Raw genomic sequence first — 14,058 nt, 5'->3', positions numbered from 1 at the left:
AAAGCTCCCTGTGAAAGCAGGGCGGAGGAACAAATTGGAACGTACTCTCATTGCGCCGGGTGTGCATCTTTCCTGTGACCCGGCGGAAAAATTCAACCGCTGCCGCATCAGCGTCCACTTTGCCTTTCCGGCAAAGCGGGAAACGGCCACAGCACATGCGCTGCTGCCGCTGGTGCTGGAGCGCGGCTATGCCGACTGCCCGGATATGACCCGCCTGACTAAAAAGCTGGCCAAGCTCTACGGTGCAGACCTCACAGTGGATGCCCGGCCCATGGGCTGCAGCCACAATCTGTGTGTTAGTGTTACCGGCATCAAGGATCAGTTTGCGCTGGAAGGGGAGAGCCTTACAAGGGAATATGCATCCATTGCACTGGGTGCGGCCTTTCACCCGTATTTTGTGGGCGGCACTTTTGATCCGGAAGCCGTGGGCATTGAAAAGCAGATGCTGAAAAAGGCGCTGGAAGATGAGATCAACGATAAGCGCCTTTACTGCCTGCATCAGGCCAACCGGGAATTCTTTGGCGACAGCCCGGCGGGTGTGCGGCAGGAGGGCTATCTGGAAGAGGTGGAAGGCCTGACACCGGAACAGCTTACCGCAGCCTATTACGAGATGCTGCGCACCGCCAACATTGAACTGATCGTGCTGGGCTGCACGGCAGAGCAGACCGCTGCGGTAAAGGATGCACTGCTGGCAGAGCTTGCGGCAATTGACCGCGCACCGCTGCCGCTGGCGGAAAACATTGCCATGCCCCGCCGGGAGCCGGTGCACAAAACCGAAACCTATGATATGGTGCAGGCGAAGCTCTGTATGCTGTTCACGCTGGGCGAACCCATGCGCACCGAGCAGCTGGCAGCGGTCCGCCTTGCCATGGCGCTGTATGGCGGCAGCGTGACCAGCCGCCTGTTCCTGAATGTGCGCGAGCGTGACCACCTGTGCTACTACTGCTCGTCCTCGTTCCAGAGCTTTACCGGAAGCATGGCTGTGAACAGCGGCGTGGAGCACGCCGACGCTGCCCGGGCTGAGCGGGCCATCTTGAAGGAACTGGCCGACCTGTGCGATGGCCCCATCACCGACGATGAATTTGAGGACTGCCGTCGGGGTCTGCTGAGCGGGATGCAGGGGGTAGAGGATACCTTGGGCGGCATCGAGACATGGTATTACATTGAAGTGCTGCGCGGCGGCGACCCGGCCAAGGTGCAGACACCCGCCGAAGCCCGCGCCGCTCTGCAGGCCGTGACCAAGGACGATGTGCGCGCCATCCTGCGCAAACTGACCCTCTCGGTCAGCTATCTGCTCACAAAGGAGGTGGCCGCTCATGCCGCAGAATAACCAGACCCTGCTGGAAAAGACCGTGGCTGACCAGTGGCAGACCCTGCCCTCCGGACTGACCGTTATCGTGCGGCCCATGCCGGGTTATTCCAGCACCCATGTCATTTTTGCTACCCGCTTTGGTTCCATTGACCGGGATTTCCGACTGGACGGCAAAGAGGTGCATCTGCCTGCAGGCGTGGCACACTTCCTCGAGCACAAGATGTTTGAAGATCAGGACGGCGATGCCTTTGCAAAGTATGCCAAGACCGGTGCCAATGCCAACGCATTTACCAGCTTTGACCGCACCTGCTACCTGTTCACTGCGACCCAGCAGCTGGATGAAAGCTTGGACGTGCTGCTGGGCATGGTGACGCATCCGTACTTTACCGAGCAGACCATCGCCAAGGAGCAGGGCATCATCGGGCAGGAGATCAAAATGTACGATGACAGCCCGGACTGGCGGCTCATCACCGGCCTGTTCGAGTGCTTGTACCACGAGCATCCCATCCGCAGCGATATCGCGGGCACGGTGGAGAGCATTGCTGAGATCACGCCGGAGATGCTTTACGACAGCTGCAAAGCCTTCTATGCACCGGGCAATATGGTGCTGGCGGCTGCCGGCGACACTACCATGGAGCAGATCCTGGCTGCCTGTGAGCGCCACGGCCTGATGAGACCGCGCAGCACCGAAAGGGTGCAGCGGCTGTGGAAGCCGGAACCCATGACGCTGGCGGCAGCCCATAAGACCCTGAAAATGCCGGTGTCCAAACCCTGCTTTGGCGTGGGCTTCAAGGAGAAGCCGTTGCCCCCGAACGATCTGCGTACTGAAGCGCTGTATGATCTGATCCTGAGCTGCATCACAGGCGGCATGTCGCCGCTGTACCGCCGCCTGTACGACGGAGGCCTTGTGAACCCCGGCTTTGGCGGGGAAGTGCTGCGGGTGGACGGCTGCTGCTGCATCCTGTTCACCGGCGAGAGCGATGCACCGGATACCGTGCGGAAGCTGCTGCTGGACGAGATCGCCCGCATCCGCGCAGAAGGTGTGGACCGGGAGATCTTTACCCTGTGCAAGAACGAAAAGTACGGTCAGCTGATCGAAAATCTGGAAAATGTGGAGGACTCGGCCAGCCAGATGGCAGACTTTGCCCTCTCCGGCCAGACGGTGGCGCAGCAGATCACCATGCTGGCAGGGCTGACTGCCGAGGATGCGGACGCTGCGCTGCAGCACATCCTCAGCACCGACCGCATGGCTGTGATGGATATTTTGCCAGATGGCACTGCGCCGCTGGCCGAGAACGAGGAGGAAGCAGAATGACAAATCTGGTGCAGTTCCCGGGGCTGGGCCTGAGCTTTGAGATCAACCGCGTGGCCCTTTCCATTGGCGGGTTCAATATTTACTGGTATGGCGTGTGCATTGCCTTTGGCATCTGTCTGGCGCTGGTATTTGCGTTCCGCCACAGCATCGAGTTCGGCGTGGACCCGGACAGCATGGTGGACGTGATCTTGATTGGCATCGTGCTGGGCATTGCCAGCGCCCGCGCTTACTATGTGGCCATGGCACCCTTTAAATACGAAAGCATCTGGGAGATGATCGCCATTCGGGATGGCGGCCTTGCCATCTACGGTGGCATCATCGGCGCCTTTCTGTTCGGTGGCTTGTCCTGCAAAAGGCGGGGCGTGCCGGTGCTGCCCATGTTCGACCTGACCGCTATGGGCTTTCTGCTGGGACAAGGCTGCGGCCGCTGGGGCAACTTTTTCAATCAGGAAGCCTTTGGCTGCAACACCACGCTGCCGTGGGGCATGTTCAGCGAAACGACCCGCGCTTACCTGATGGGCAGCACAGTCACGGCCCAGAGCGGCGTGACCATTGACCCGAATCTGCCGGTGCATCCCACCTTCCTGTACGAAAGCATCTGGTGCTTCGTGGGCTTTCTCCTGCTGTTCCGTTACATTAAAAAGCGCAAGTTCAACGGTGACATTGCCCTGCGGTATATGATCTGGTACGGCGCGGGCCGCTTCTGGATCGAAGCCCTGCGCACCGACAGTCTGATGCTGGTGCCCTCCATTGGTCTGCGGGCATCCCAGCTGGTGGCAGGTATCGCTGTGGTAGTCGGTATGGCTGCGGAAATTTACTTTACCCACAAGTTCAAGGACAAGCCCCTGATGGTAAAGCTGGCAATGACGGCGGACAACGAAGCTGCAGTCAATAAGCTGAGCAAAGAAAAAGCTGTTATCGGTCTGATGACGGATGCAGATACTGAACTGCTGGCCTCCAGCCCGCGTAAGCTGTTCGTGGAGCGCACCGAAGCCTACAATGCGGAAGTAAAACGCACCATCGCGGAAAGCGGGAAGGCGAAACAATAAAAAATCTTTCGGAAAGAGGAAAATTCCTCTTGCATTTCCATCGTTTTTTTGCTATACTATTCTAGCCGCGTGGTGTGGGCGCCTGAAATGGCCCAGTGTAAGGGCCTGCCTTTACGACCAGCGAGTACAACGAAAAGGAATGAACAAAATGTACGCAATCATTGTTACCGGCGGTAAGCAGTACCGCGTGGAGCAGGGCGACATCGTCTACATCGAAAAGCTGGACGTTGAGGCCGACTCCGAAGTGAAGTTTGATCAGGTTCTCGCTATTGGCGAGGAGGGTTCTGTGAAGGTTGGCGCTCCCGTTGTTGAGGGTGCTACCGTTACTGCCAAGGTCATCAAAAATGGCAAGGGCAAGAAGCTGAACATCATCACCTATCGCGCAAAGAAGCACAGTGCTCGCCGTATGGGCCATCGTCAGCCCTTCACCAAGGTTGAGATCACTGCGATCAACGGCTAAGGAGGTAAATTACAATGGCACATAAAAAGGGCGTAGGCAGCACCAAGAACGGCCGCGATTCCGCAGCACAGCGTCTGGGCACCAAGCGTGCAGACGGTCAGTTCGTTCTGGCCGGCAACATCCTGGTTCGTCAGCGTGGCACCCACATCATGCCGGGTGAGAACGTTGGCAAGGGCAGCGATGACACCCTGTTTGCTCTGGTGGACGGTACCGTCCGTTTCGAGCGCGTGGGTAAAGACGGCAAGAAGTGCAGCGTCAAGCAGTAACTTCTTTCGGATAACTGCAAAACGTAGAGAGCCGGACCCTCGTGGCCCGGCTCTTTTTGATGAAGAATTCTCTTTTTGACTGTCTGGCAGAAACTCCTCCAGTCGCCTGTGGCGACAGCCCCCTCGGGGAGGGGGCCTTAAAGCCTCCCTCCTTGAGGGAGGCGGCATCGTGCAGCGATGCCGGAAGGAGTTCCCGGCAAGGGAAGGGGAATAAACGAACATATAAAACTAAGGAGGGGCTGTATGGCAGCACAAACCAACTTTATCGACATCGCCACGATATGGCTCCACGCGGGCAAGGGCGGCGACGGTGCGGTGAGCTTTCACCGTGAAAAATTCGTGGCCGCTGGCGGCCCGGACGGCGGCGACGGTGGCCGCGGCGGCGATATCATCTTTGTGGTGGACGATCACCTGACCACCCTGATGGATTTCCGCTATAAGCGCAAGTATGTGGCCCCGGAGGGCGGCAAGGGCGGTGCAAGCCTGTGCCACGGCAAAAACGCGGAGAACCTTGTCATCAAGGTGCCGCTGGGCACCGTCATCAAGGACGCCGAGAGCGGCCTTGTCATTGCGGACCTGTCCGACCACACCCCAGTCACCATTGCAAAGGGTGGCCGCGGCGGCTACGGCAATGCGCATTTTGCCACTCCCACCCGACAGATCCCCAAGTTTGCAAAGCCCGGTATGCCCGGCGAAGACATTCAGGTGACGCTGGAGCTGAAGCTGATCGCCGATGTGGGTCTGATCGGCTTCCCCAATGTGGGTAAGTCCACCCTCATTTCCACCATCAGCGCAGCCAAGCCTAAGATCGCAAACTACCACTTCACCACGCTGGTGCCCACGCTGGGCGTTGTGTCCGTGGCGGAGGGCGCAAGCTTTGTCTGCGCCGACATCCCCGGCCTGATCGAGGGTGCCAGCGAGGGCATCGGTCTGGGCCACGACTTCCTGCGCCATGTGGAGCGCTGCCGCCTGCTGCTGCATGTGGTGGATGTTTCTGGCAGCGAGTGCCGTGAACCCATTGAGGATTTTGAAAAGATCAACGAGGAGCTGGCAAAGTTCAGCCCTGTGCTGGCTGAGCGTCCGCAGATCGTCATTGGCAACAAGTGCGATCTGGCCACCGAGGAGCAGATCGAAGCTTTCCGCAAGTATGTGGAGGGCAAGGGCTTGACCTTTGTGCCCATCTCTGCCGCTACGATGCAGGGCGTGAAGGAACTGCCGGGCCTCGTGTATAACCGCCTGAAGGATATCCCGCCGGTGCCGGTGTTTGCTCCCGAGTACAAGAAGCCCGAACCCAAGGCCAACGACCGTGCGTTTGAGATCAAGCGCATGGAAGCCCATGTATGGAGCGTGGAAGCCCCGTGGCTGGAATACATTCTGGCCGGCAGCAATGTGGACGACTACGAAAGCCTGCAGTTCTTCCAGCGTCAGCTGGGCGAGAGCGGCATTCTGGACGCTCTGGTGGCAAAGGGCGTGCAGGAGAACGACACCATTCTCATTGGCGATTACCAGTTCGATTATATCTTCTAAAATGGGAAACTGGCTCGCCCTCTCCGTCCGCTCGCTAAACTCGCGTCCACCTCTCCCAAAGGGAGAGGCCTTGGCAGTGCGGCAGACTTTCCGGTTTTGCCAAAGGCTCTCCCCTTGGGAGAGCTGCTGAGCGCAGCGAAGCTGAGAGGGCGAGGACGCTTTCCAGGGGAAAATTTTTTATGAACGAACCTGAAAAGATCGACCCGCGGGAGCTTAGCCCCTTGGCGCTGGCCTTTGTGGGCGACAGCGTGCTGGAACTGCTGGTGCGACAGCGTCTGGTGGAGCACCACCGCCTGTCTGCCGGAAAGCTCAACGCAGAAAAGGTCAAATATGTCTCGGCCCGGGCACAGTTCCGGGAGGAACAGCTGCTGGAGCCGCTGTTCACTGAGGACGAACTGGCCGTGTTCAAGCGGGGCCGCAACGCCAGCAAGGCCAGCGTGGCAAAGCACGCTTCCCCGGAGGAATACCGTGCTTCCACCGGCTTCGAGTGCCTGCTGGGCTGGCTGTATCTGAACGGTCAGCTGGGCCGTGTGCACGAGCTGTTTGAAACACTGTGGCAGCAGTTCGACCCCAACGAGACCTGAGAAGTTGCTTTCATAATCATTGCACACCGCCTGAACGGTCTTTTTGCTGCCATACTGCGTTGCTCTTCCTTGCAATCCATCAGGATTGCTGCGGAAAACCGCCTTGTCTGGCGGCAAAAAGCCGCGCCCATTCGGCGCACCCTGACTATAAAAACAACTTCTGACGCGAAAGCCCGCTGCTTTCCGCACTGGAAAACAGTGCCGGAGGGCAGCGGGCTTTGCGATTTGAGAAAGATCAGAGGTTCGCGCCCATGGTCCATCAGGCGCGAAGGGCAGCGTTAGCGGCTGTTTTTGGCGTTGCTGGAACGGTTGCTCGTGGAGTTCTTGGCGCTCTCATCGTCGGCACCCTTGGTGTACTGGTTGGGGTGCTTGTGCTCGTTGGTGGCGCTGTTGGTGGTCTGGTTGGACGTGCGGTTCGAGGTCTGATTCTTGCAGTTATTGCTGCGGTTTTCGGTTGCCATAGTGAATGATCTCCTTTCGGTTTTCCGTGCGGGGCGGTGTGCCCCTCACAAGACCTAGTTTGGCCGCAGACGGCGGCTTTATACATCCCACAGGAGGAATGCAGAATGCCCATGGAATATTTTGAACAGCGGGAGCGCGCTCTGCTGGGAGACCGGTTCGATGTCCTGTATGCAGCCCCGCAGGAAACGGCGGAGCGCGGCGTAACGGTGTCGGCCCTGCGCAGCTCACCGGAGCGGTTTGCCGCAAAAGCCGATTTCCCACTGGAAGCATCGCCCTTTTGCAAGGCGGCATTCGTGGTGCATCAGCCGGATGATTTGAAATTCCGGCCCGGGCGGCATCCGTACCACCATGCGGGCGTGTTCTACTCGCAGGAGCCGTCTGCGTCCTCGGCGGCACCGCTGCTGGGCGTGCAGCCCGGGATGCGTGTGCTGGACATGTGCGCAGCCCCCGGCGGCAAAAGCAGCCAGCTGGCGGCGGCGCTGCAGGGCCGGGGTGTGCTGGTGAGCAACGAATACGTTGCAGCTCGTGCGGATATCCTGAAAAGCAATCTGGAACGCATGGGCGTGCCCAATGCAGTGGTGCTGAACGAGACACCTGCCCGTATTGCGGATGCACTGCCGGAATTTTTTGACCGGGTGCTGGTGGACGCGCCCTGTTCCGGCGAGGGAATGTTCCGCAAGGAGCCGGTGGCCCGTCAGCAGCACTGTGAAGCGCTGGTGAAGCAGTGTGCTGAGCTGGGTGCAGAAATTCTGGACTGTGCAGCCGCTGTGCTGGCCCCGGGCGGGCAGCTGGTGTATTCCACCTGCACCTTTGCACCCGAGGAGGACGAGGGACAGGTGGCGGCGTTCCTGCAGCGCCACCCGGAGTTCACCCTTGCGGATGCGCTTGGCAATGTGGACTACACCTTTGGCAGTGAGGGCGAAGCCAACCGCACTGGCGGTCTGCCGCTGGATGTGAGCAAGGTGCGCCGTATCTGGCCCTGTCAGGGCGGCGAGGGCCACTTTATGGCCCGGCTCGTCAAAGCTGGCACTCCGCGCGTTCTGCCCGCAGAGGGCGAGTACACTGCCGAAGAACAGCTCTGGCTGGCTGCAGCGGAAGCTGCGGGCAAAAAGGCCAAGGGGAAGGGCGGCAAGCCTGCCAAGGCTGCGGATGCCCGTGCATCCCGCCGCGAGAATGTCCGTGCCTGCCGGGAAGCGGTGCAGGGTGACAAGCGCAGCCGCGAAACACAGGCAGGGGAGACAAGTCCTGCCCAGAGCCTTGCAGCATGGCACGCGTTTGCCGGGCAGTATTTCCCGGCGCTGGTTGACCGCCTGGCTGTGGTGCACGGCGGCGGTGTGCTGCTGCCGGTGCCGTTCCCGCAGACGAACCTGCATGTGCTGCGGGCGGGCGTATTTGTGGGCAGCGTGCAGAAAGGCCGCTTTGTGCCGGAGCACCATCTGTTCACGGCATTTGGCGCACAGTGCGTAAACCGCGAAGAACTCACCCTTGATGACCCGCGCTGCGTGGAGTATCTTTCCGGCCGTGAGGTGGAAGCCCGCATCGCTGCTGACGGCTGGTGCTGCGTGACGGTGGACGGCTGGCCGCTGGGCGGCGGCAAGGTGTCCGGCGGGCGGGTGAAGAACCATTATCCCAAGGCGCTGCGGCTGCTGTGAATGGGCAGAAAAAGCGCATTTTTCCGCGCAGAATGCTGAAAACCGGGCGGATAAGGCTTGAACGCTCTGCCCGGTTGTGCTACAATAATAGAGTTAGATTTTGTGTGCTGCCACAATGCGGGCGACCACAGCCCGTCTGCCCGCAGGCGGAGATTTGAGAATATACAGGAGGCTCTTTCCCATGTCTGGACATAGCAAATGGAACAATATTAAGCGCAAGAAGGAAAAGACCGATGGCGCAAAGGCAAAGGTCTTTACCAAGATCGGCCGCGAGATCAGCGTTGCCGTGCGTACCGGCGGCCCGAACCCCGCTTCCAACAGCAAGCTGGCTGACCTGATCGCCAAGGCAAAGCGCATGAGCGTGCCCAACGATAACATCCAGCGCATCATCAAGAAGGCTGAGGGCGGCGATAAGACCGAGTACGAAGCAATCACCTACGAAGGCTACGGCCCCGGCGGTGTTGCTGTCATGGTGGAGACCCTGACCGACAACCGCAACCGTACCGCTGCCGACCTGCGCCACTACTTCGACAAGAACGGCGGCAATCTGGGTGCTATGGGCTGCGTGGGCTTCCTGTTCAGCCAGAAGGGTGTCATTGACATCTCTCTGGAAGATAAGGATGCCGACGAGGCTATGATGGATGCTCTGGATGCTGGTGCCGAGGACTTCGATGCCAGCGAGGATGCAGCCGAGATCACCACCGATCCCGAGAACTATTCTGCTGTGGTCAAGGCCATGGAGGAGAAGGGCTACGAGATCCTCTCCGACGATCTGGCCATGGTGCCCATGACCACCACCCGCCTGACCGACCCCGACCAGCTGAAGCTGATGGGCAAGCTGCTGGATGCGCTGGAAGACAATGATGATGTCCAGAACGTCTGGCACAGCCTGGAGAACGAAGAGGATCTGCCGGAATAACCTTCCGCAAGGCTCTTTGCTCCTGAAATAAGACGATAAAAAGCCGCTTTTTGTGCTAATTGGCACGAAAGGCGGCTTTTTTGTGCTGTGTTACGGGACTGAAAACGGCTTGGGACCTCCACTGAACAATAAAAATCCCCCGTCGGCAAGGCATACCGGCGGGGGAAAGGGGGAGAGCGTTTTTAATAGATTATTGCACGCTTGCAAGGAACCGCACAAAGCCTGCGCGGCCAGCCTCGTCCATTTTATAGACACCGGCATCGGCCAAGACCTGAGCGAACACATGGCCCACCTCGTCCTGCAGGATGAGGTGCACGGTGTCGCCGTTCAGTTCCGGGTGGCGGGCAAGAATATCCTCGGCCCACTCGGCGTGCTTCTGCAGTTCTTCCGGGTACTGGCTCACCGGGGTGCGGGCCACCAGTGCATCGGCCAGCTCAAACAGCTCCTTTTTCAGGCGGCTGGGCAGCACGGCAAGGCCCATGACCTCGATTAGGCCGATGTTTTCCTTTTTGATGTGATGCAGCTTTGCATGAGGATGGAACACGCCCAGCGGATGCTCCGGGGTGGTGATGTTGTTGCGCAGCACCAGATCCAGCTGATACTTGCCGTCCCGCATCCGGGCAATGGGGGTGATGGTGTTATGTGGCTCGCCGTCGGTCTCGGCAAAGATGAAGCATTTTTCGTCCGAGTAGCCGCGCCATGCGGTCAGAATTTTATCGGCCAGCTCCACAAGACGGGCATCATCCTCGCTGGTCAGGCGGATGCAGCTCATGGGCCAGTGCACGATACCGGCATCCACATCCTCAAAACCGGGGAAGACCCACTTCTTCTCGACGGGAGCCTTTGCCATAGCGAATTCATAGTGGCCGCCCTGGAAATGGTCGTGGCTGAGAATGCTGCCGCCCACGATGGGCAGGTCGGCGTTGCTGCCCACGAAATAGTGGGGGAACAGGCCCACGAAATCCAGCAGCTTGCGGAAGGTAGCACGCTCGATCTTCATGGGAGTGTGCTGGTTGTTGAACACGATGCAGTGCTCGTTGTAGTAGACATAGGGGCTGTACTGCAGGTTCCAAGCGCTGTCATTGATGGTGAGAGGGATGATGCGGTGATTCTCGCGGGCGGGATGGTTCATGCGGCCTGCATAGCCTTCGTTCTCGGCGCAGAGCTGGCACTTGGGGTAGGCGCTCTGGGGAGCCAGTTTGGCGGCGGCAATGGCCTTAGGGTCTTTTTCGGGCTTCGAGAGGTTGATGGTGATATCCAGATCGCCGTAGGGGGTCTTGGTGACCCATTTCAGGTCGCGCTTGATGCGGTAGCGGCGGATATAATCGGTGTCCTGACTGAATTTATAGAACCAGTCGGTCGCGGCCTGCGGGCCTTCGCTTTCATAGCGTTCCTCGAAATTGGCGCGCACGATGCTGGGCCGCGGGGTCAATACGCCCATGAGCTTTGTGTCGAACAGGTCGCGGGCGGTGGAGTTGTCCTCGCACACACCGCGGGCAACGGCATCATCTACCAGCGTTTTGAGGATGCTTTCCAGATCGGTATAGCACACCTCGCCCTCCGGCGCGGTAAAGTCGTCCAGCTGCATGGTCATAAGCAGCTGGTTGCGGATGTAAATTTCATCATCGGGCAGGATAAGGCCGGTGTCCAGCCCGTAATTCACGAGCTGCTGAATGGCGGTAGAGATCACAGCACTGCGCCTCCTTCCGGGCGGATGCTCAGCACATGGCAGCGGCCCTCACCAAGGATGGCTTCCATGTGGGCCTTGAAGTCGGCCATCATTTCCACCGGCACAAAGGCCTGAGCCGTACCGGCAAAGCCGCCGCCGTGCACGCGCACAGCGCCCTTGCCGTTCAGATAATGCTTGGCAGCTGCAATGGTCACGCCCATCTCCTGATGCTCCTTGTAACCGGCGGGGATCACGTTCTGCAGGTATTCCCAGCTGCTGTGGCCGGACTCGTTGACCAGACGCAGGAAAGTGTCAAAATCGCCCTCGCGCAGGGCAGCTACCTGTTTTGCCACACGGTCGTTATCGGCATAGATATGGAAGGCGCGCAGCACAGCACGGTCGCCGCACTGCTTGCGGCACTCCGGAAGCTTTGCAAGGAAGGTCTCGAACGGCACATCCCGCAGCACTTCGCCGCCGCACACAGCAGCCACAGCGCGGCACTCGGCGGGCACAGCGGCATATTCGTCGGTCAGGTCGGCATGATCTGCGCAGGAATCCAGAATGCACAGGGCAAGGCCTGCCTTGGAGAAATCCACGGCCACCGGCTCCACATCCGGGTGGGCAGGGTCCGCAAAATCAATGGTAATAATGTTGCCAACGCTGGAAGCCATCTGATCCATCAGGCCGCAGGGCTTGCCAAAGTAGACGTTCTCTGCCCACTGGCCGATCTGCGCGATCTCGATGGGGGAGACTTTATCGGTCATGAAGCAGTCATTCAGGATCACGCCGATCAGCACTTCAAAGGCGGCGGAGGAAGAAACGCCGCTGCCCTTGGGCACGTTGGAGGAAATGTACACATCCAGACCGGCCAGCTTTGCGCCGCGCTGACGGAAGGCTTCGCATTCGCCGCGCAACAGAGAGAGGGTAGTGTTTTCCTCTTCCTTGCGGGCAGCAAGGTCATCAAGGCCGATCACACACAGGTCGTAGCCTTCGCTCTGCACGCGCAGCTGGTTCAGGGTGTTGGGCGCGGCGGCAGCGATCATATCAATATTCACGCTGCCGGCCAGCACGCGGCCATGCTGGTGGTCGGTGTGGTTGCCGCCGATCTCGGTGCGGCCGGGGGCACTGTAAAGGCCAGCTTCAGCATGGGGGCCAAAGGTGGCATCCAGACCATTCAGAACAGCTTCGTAGCGGGCAGCCTGTGCAGGAGTTTCTTCGGGCGCACAGCAGTAAAGTGCTGCCAGCCGGGCAGCGTGAGCGCCGCTGGAAAGCTCCTGCTTCCATGCGGAAACAGATTTCATCATAGGATAATCCTCCTTTTGAGCGGGTTGGAACTGCAGTGCAGAGCCGCATACAGGATGCTCTGCACACTTCTGTCCTTATCATATAAAATCCGGACAGAAAAAACCATGTGTTATTGTTGCATCTGGATGAAAAGTTGCAAAAAGACTGAAATTGGCGCACAGAGTGGAATTTGACGGTTGAAATAAAATTAGATATAAAACGGAAAAACCATTGGCAAAAATGCCTGCAAATCCGCGGTTTTGCGTGGGACGGACGAGGCCTGCACAACATGGAGATTTGCGCTTTGAAAAAACAGGGAAAAAGCTCATGGGCCTTTTCCCTGTTTCCGAAAATATTATTTTGTAAACTCGTTTCCGGTCAGGCCGTCCATGTTCAGCATCCCTTCCAGCGCGGCCACATCTGCCGAAACGTCCAGTGCGTCGGACTGGAACAGCTTGTCCAGCTGATTTTCAAAGGCGGTCACCATCAGGTCCATGCTGCGCTCGATGTTCTTTTTGGCATCGGCGATGTTTTCCCCCTGCACATCCTGCGCAGGAAGGCTGGCGTAAGTGTTCAGCAGCTTGAGGGCGGTGGGCAGATAGTAGTCCATGAATTTCTGCAGCTGAGCCTTTTTGCCGGGGTCCTGCTTTGCCAGCTCAAAGATGCGGGCACTGACCGCTTCCAGACGGCTGATCTTGGTGGTCATCACGGGGTCCGGGATGGCATCGTTGACCTGCCGCAGCTGTTGCAGAATTGCGGTATATTGGTCCGCTGGTGCAGGTTCTGGGGCGGGCGCAGGCTTCGGTTTCCGGGGCGGCTGGGGAGCCGCGCCGCGCACTACCAGAGTATTGGTGCGGTTATCAATGTAAGCATCTGCACCGAAGTAACCGTGGGAAATAGCACTTTCCACCACGGTGCGGCCCTTTGCAGCGTCGATGCCCGCGGCAGCAAACAGCTCGTCCAGCGGAATATTGTCGCGGTCGCCTGCGATCTTGTCCAACAGGCGTTCCAGCTTGCGGGTACGATCCATGCGCAGGCCGGTCCACAGTGCGCCGGCTCCGCCAATGGTCGTGGCCAATGCAGGGAGCAGATCGTCGAAGTCCGGAAAGTCGAACAGGCAGTCGATCAGTTCCTCCGCACCGGTAAACAGGAAGATAGCACCCAGAATGGTGCAGATCACGGCAATGGTCTTGTGCCAGTTTTGAGCGTCCTTCTGCTCTTTGGTGGGAACATCGTGGCCGTAGGCTGGCTCGTTTTCCTGCTGGGGGGCCGTCTGCGCAGATGCGGGGCCGAGGTCGGAACGATAGTCTGCCTGCGCCTGTGCAGCAGCCTTTTCCTCTTTTTCGGCGTTTTTATCGATGCTTTTTAAGATGAACAGCAGCACGCCCAGCGGTGCCGACATGGCAAACACAATAAAGATGGCAATGGTGGGAATGTGGGCAAAATAATGTTTTTTGGGCTGCATGAGCAAAAACCTCTCAATTTATCCTGACTGTCCGGCAAAAGAACAGAAAAAGACCGCGTTCCACTCTATTATAGCGGAGCACGGCCTTTTTGTT

At 58.8% G+C, this 14,058-nt stretch carries 13 protein-coding genes; 9 read left to right on the top strand and 4 right to left on the bottom strand.

Going from position 1 to position 14,058, the window contains the following annotated elements; translation table 11 throughout:
- The first annotated feature begins 34 nt into the window (after nucleotides 1-34).
- From DWV57_RS06090 to DWV57_RS06060, 7 genes are all read left to right on the top strand, one after another.
- Nucleotides 35-1,330, top strand: coding sequence for an insulinase family protein (locus DWV57_RS06090; RefSeq protein WP_243112312.1), 1,296 nt, complete (start codon nucleotides 35-37; stop codon nucleotides 1,328-1,330).
- Nucleotides 1,317-2,627, top strand: coding sequence for a pitrilysin family protein (locus DWV57_RS06085; RefSeq protein WP_118526013.1), 1,311 nt, complete (start codon nucleotides 1,317-1,319; stop codon nucleotides 2,625-2,627). Before DWV57_RS06090 ends, DWV57_RS06085 begins: the two co-directional genes overlap by 14 nt.
- Nucleotides 2,624-3,676 (top strand): prolipoprotein diacylglyceryl transferase, encoded by a 1,053-nt coding sequence (lgt, locus tag DWV57_RS06080; protein WP_118526011.1) that lies wholly within the window; start codon nucleotides 2,624-2,626, stop codon nucleotides 3,674-3,676. The genes DWV57_RS06085 and lgt overlap by 4 nt, the downstream gene beginning before the upstream one ends.
- Nucleotides 3,677-3,824: 148 nt before the next feature.
- Complete coding sequence (rplU, locus tag DWV57_RS06075; protein WP_044954216.1) at nucleotides 3,825-4,136, top strand: 50S ribosomal protein L21; 312 nt, start codon at nucleotides 3,825-3,827, stop codon at nucleotides 4,134-4,136.
- A 14-nt stretch (nucleotides 4,137-4,150) separates the two neighbouring features.
- Nucleotides 4,151-4,402, top strand: coding sequence for a 50S ribosomal protein L27 (gene rpmA / locus DWV57_RS06070; protein ID WP_005945908.1), 252 nt, complete (start codon nucleotides 4,151-4,153; stop codon nucleotides 4,400-4,402).
- 243 nt (nucleotides 4,403-4,645) lie between these two features.
- Entirely contained in the window at nucleotides 4,646-5,929 is a 1,284-nt protein-coding gene (gene obgE / locus DWV57_RS06065; protein WP_097777632.1) for a GTPase ObgE, read from the top strand.
- A gap of 179 nt (nucleotides 5,930-6,108) precedes the next feature.
- Nucleotides 6,109-6,513, top strand: a complete 405-nt coding sequence (locus DWV57_RS06060) for a ribonuclease III domain-containing protein (RefSeq protein WP_097775375.1) — start codon at nucleotides 6,109-6,111, stop codon at nucleotides 6,511-6,513.
- 278 nt (nucleotides 6,514-6,791) lie between these two features.
- Here DWV57_RS06060 and DWV57_RS06055 read toward each other — a convergent pair whose 3' ends face one another.
- Nucleotides 6,792-6,974 (bottom strand): hypothetical protein, encoded by a 183-nt coding sequence (locus DWV57_RS06055; RefSeq protein WP_097777633.1) that lies wholly within the window; start codon nucleotides 6,972-6,974, stop codon nucleotides 6,792-6,794.
- Nucleotides 6,975-7,079: 105 nt separating this feature from the next.
- Between DWV57_RS06055 and DWV57_RS06050 the strand changes: the two genes are divergently transcribed.
- Both DWV57_RS06050 and DWV57_RS06045 read left to right on the top strand, forming a co-directional pair.
- Complete coding sequence (locus DWV57_RS06050) at nucleotides 7,080-8,627, top strand: RsmB/NOP family class I SAM-dependent RNA methyltransferase (RefSeq protein WP_120020264.1); 1,548 nt, start codon at nucleotides 7,080-7,082, stop codon at nucleotides 8,625-8,627.
- A gap of 181 nt (nucleotides 8,628-8,808) precedes the next feature.
- The gene (locus DWV57_RS06045; RefSeq protein ID WP_044954219.1) at nucleotides 8,809-9,546 is read left to right on the top strand and encodes a YebC/PmpR family DNA-binding transcriptional regulator; all 738 of its coding nucleotides are present in this window, start codon (nucleotides 8,809-8,811) and stop codon (nucleotides 9,544-9,546) included.
- A 190-nt stretch (nucleotides 9,547-9,736) separates the two neighbouring features.
- On the opposite strand, the gene galT is transcribed toward DWV57_RS06045, so the two are convergent.
- The 3 genes from galT to DWV57_RS06030 form a co-directional block, all read right to left on the bottom strand.
- A complete protein-coding gene (gene galT / locus DWV57_RS06040; RefSeq protein ID WP_097775378.1) occupies nucleotides 9,737-11,236 on the bottom strand; it encodes a UDP-glucose--hexose-1-phosphate uridylyltransferase in 1,500 nt (499 codons plus the stop codon).
- On the bottom strand, nucleotides 11,233-12,519 hold the full coding sequence (locus DWV57_RS06035; protein WP_120020263.1) for a galactokinase family protein: 1,287 nt from the start codon (nucleotides 12,517-12,519) through the stop codon (nucleotides 11,233-11,235). The genes galT and DWV57_RS06035 overlap by 4 nt, the downstream gene beginning before the upstream one ends.
- 335 nt (nucleotides 12,520-12,854) lie before the next feature.
- Nucleotides 12,855-13,964, bottom strand: a complete 1,110-nt coding sequence (locus tag DWV57_RS06030; protein ID WP_120020262.1) for a 5-bromo-4-chloroindolyl phosphate hydrolysis family protein — start codon at nucleotides 13,962-13,964, stop codon at nucleotides 12,855-12,857.
- Nucleotides 13,965-14,058 lie beyond the last annotated feature (94 nt).

The organism is Faecalibacterium sp. AF10-46, from assembly GCF_003604105.1.
GTDB lineage: Bacteria > Bacillota > Clostridia > Oscillospirales > Ruminococcaceae > Faecalibacterium > Faecalibacterium taiwanense.
Note: the sequence above shows the minus strand (reverse complement) of the source record. Positions and strands in the feature narration are given on the sequence as shown.

What these genes read in the sequence shown, in the direction of transcription:
- DWV57_RS06085 (WP_118526013.1), top strand. Translation starts at nt 1,317, where the DNA reads ATGCCGCAGAATAACCAGACCCTGCTGGAAAAGACCGTGGCTGACCAG.
- lgt (WP_118526011.1), top strand. Translation starts at nt 2,624, where the DNA reads ATGACAAATCTGGTGCAGTTCCCGGGGCTGGGCCTGAGCTTTGAGATC.
- rplU (WP_044954216.1), top strand. Translation starts at nt 3,825, where the DNA reads ATGTACGCAATCATTGTTACCGGCGGTAAGCAGTACCGCGTGGAGCAG.
- rpmA (WP_005945908.1), top strand. Translation starts at nt 4,151, where the DNA reads ATGGCACATAAAAAGGGCGTAGGCAGCACCAAGAACGGCCGCGATTCC.
- obgE (WP_097777632.1), top strand. Translation starts at nt 4,646, where the DNA reads ATGGCAGCACAAACCAACTTTATCGACATCGCCACGATATGGCTCCAC.
- DWV57_RS06060 (WP_097775375.1), top strand. Translation starts at nt 6,109, where the DNA reads ATGAACGAACCTGAAAAGATCGACCCGCGGGAGCTTAGCCCCTTGGCG.
- DWV57_RS06055 (WP_097777633.1), bottom strand. Translation starts at nt 6,974, where the DNA reads ATGGCAACCGAAAACCGCAGCAATAACTGCAAGAATCAGACCTCGAAC.
- DWV57_RS06050 (WP_120020264.1), top strand. Translation starts at nt 7,080, where the DNA reads ATGCCCATGGAATATTTTGAACAGCGGGAGCGCGCTCTGCTGGGAGAC.
- DWV57_RS06045 (WP_044954219.1), top strand. Translation starts at nt 8,809, where the DNA reads ATGTCTGGACATAGCAAATGGAACAATATTAAGCGCAAGAAGGAAAAG.
- DWV57_RS06035 (WP_120020263.1), bottom strand. Translation starts at nt 12,519, where the DNA reads ATGATGAAATCTGTTTCCGCATGGAAGCAGGAGCTTTCCAGCGGCGCT.
- DWV57_RS06030 (WP_120020262.1), bottom strand. Translation starts at nt 13,964, where the DNA reads ATGCAGCCCAAAAAACATTATTTTGCCCACATTCCCACCATTGCCATC.